2 protein-coding genes are annotated in these 1,578 nt (G+C 36.1%); both read right to left on the bottom strand.

Translation table 11 applies throughout. The features are described from left to right. Window positions 1-139: 139 nt before the first annotated feature. Entirely contained in the window at window positions 140-538 is a 399-nt protein-coding gene (locus A1QO_RS06415) for a hypothetical protein (protein ID WP_013868605.1), read from the bottom strand. Next, on the bottom strand, window positions 535-1,578 hold a 1,044-nt coding region (locus tag A1QO_RS06410), incomplete at its 5' end, for a zinc dependent phospholipase C family protein (protein WP_347230232.1). The genes A1QO_RS06410 and A1QO_RS06415, both read right to left, overlap by 4 nt.

Below are 1,578 nucleotides of genomic sequence, written 5' to 3'. Positions count from 1 at the left end.
CGAGTCTTAACGCCGCATTAAGGTGTGAGCAACGCTGTCAGCTGACCTAAACCATTGCGCCGTAAACACGAAACCCAACCTTGAGCTAAAAATGCCAAGCGTTGGGAATCACTCTTAAATGCTTTGTTATATGCGTTCTCTAATTGCATACCTGATTACTTTGCAATGTAATCACACAACTATTACTTTTAAGTTCATGCCAATAAACTTTATCAAGTACAGCGTTACACCCTGCATCTTCGATTAAGGCAACATCTTCTTCACACAATAGAAGTACGGCATTGTCGCCTTGCATTTCAGCTTTAATTGTATATTTAACAAAAGGTGCAACCTTATCAGGTTGCTCTGTTGAAACAATTTCTAAGGCCTGTGCACCGCTATCAATCATGACATCACCAAATTTAATGGATCCATCGACAGTTTGAGCAAGATCTTTAAATTGGGAAGCTAAGTCATACATTTTTTCATCGTTATATGGTTTAGATACAGCGCATCCAGCAGTTAACATTGATAATATTAATAAGTTTAGATATTTCATGAGTTACTCCAAGCAGTCAACATTTCCTTTTCACAACGACCAGTGTCTAAGTTCCAATTTAAAAACATATCAACACTACCATCATCAAAAACAGCGTTAGACAAGTAACACAAGTATTGCTTCACATTTTCAACTGCTCGTTCGAAAATTGAATCATAATCTTCTATCCCACAAGGTGTTTTCAAAGCTTTAATATAAGATTCATCTATCTCTTCCAAACTTGGATAAACCAACCCTTGTTTCGCAGCAACATGTCTAGCTAAAGGAAAAAGTCGATAACCCTCTTCAATATTATCAACTATAAACTGAAAGCCTTTATACCAACCGTTAATATCAGGATGTGTAGAGTCAGCTTTTTCAGGAAAAACATCCTTTAAGCAAGTTTCCCATAGCTTAGTAATTATTCTATCTAAATTCGATGGGTTTGTAGGATCGTTACAAGATCCAATATTATTTTTCACCCTCTCAGCATAACCGATTTCACCTAAGTTTAACTTTGGCCATATATACGCATCTTGATTCATCTCACAAATTCGATGTTCTTGAGAATTTTCATGGTATGGCCCAACTCTCATCTCAACAACAGGGTGAATTGTAATATCAGAAATGACATGGGCAACAAAACCACAAAGCCAAGCAAATGCTTTCTCTTGATCCTCGCCTGATAAATTTTTTACAAGTAATATTGCTTTTCTTATTAAGACGCCTACTTTCTCATAATGCATCTTATCGGCCCATTCATTTTGGTCTGGACTTCCTAATTTTAAATAAGGAAAGTCAGGACTGACACAGCCTAGCTCAACGAATTTTTGATTTCGGCTGAGAGCTAACTTTGCTTTTTTAGGCATATTTAATGATTTGAGATTTGAATTACTTATTGCGAAATTAACAGCTGTTATATGTGCAAATGCGCCTGGCATAGCTAATCCTCCATGATAAATGATCAATGATTTTAATATTAAATTTAAAGACTTAATGTGATGTAGATAAGGTTGGCCAGTAATAGCATATAACGCTCTGCTAAGCGGCAAATAAACAGC

The sequence above is a fragment of the Vibrio genomosp. F10 str. ZF-129 genome (genome assembly GCF_000287055.2).
In the GTDB taxonomy this organism is placed as follows: Bacteria; Pseudomonadota; Gammaproteobacteria; order Enterobacterales; family Vibrionaceae; genus Vibrio.
The sequence above is the reverse complement of the archived record's forward strand: the minus strand, read 5'-3'. Positions and strand labels throughout refer to the sequence as shown.

Bases quoted from the DNA above. Each gene is read 5' to 3' on its own strand.
- A1QO_RS06415 (WP_013868605.1), bottom strand. From the start codon at position 538: ATGAAATATCTAAACTTATTAATATTATCAATGTTAACTGCTGGATGC.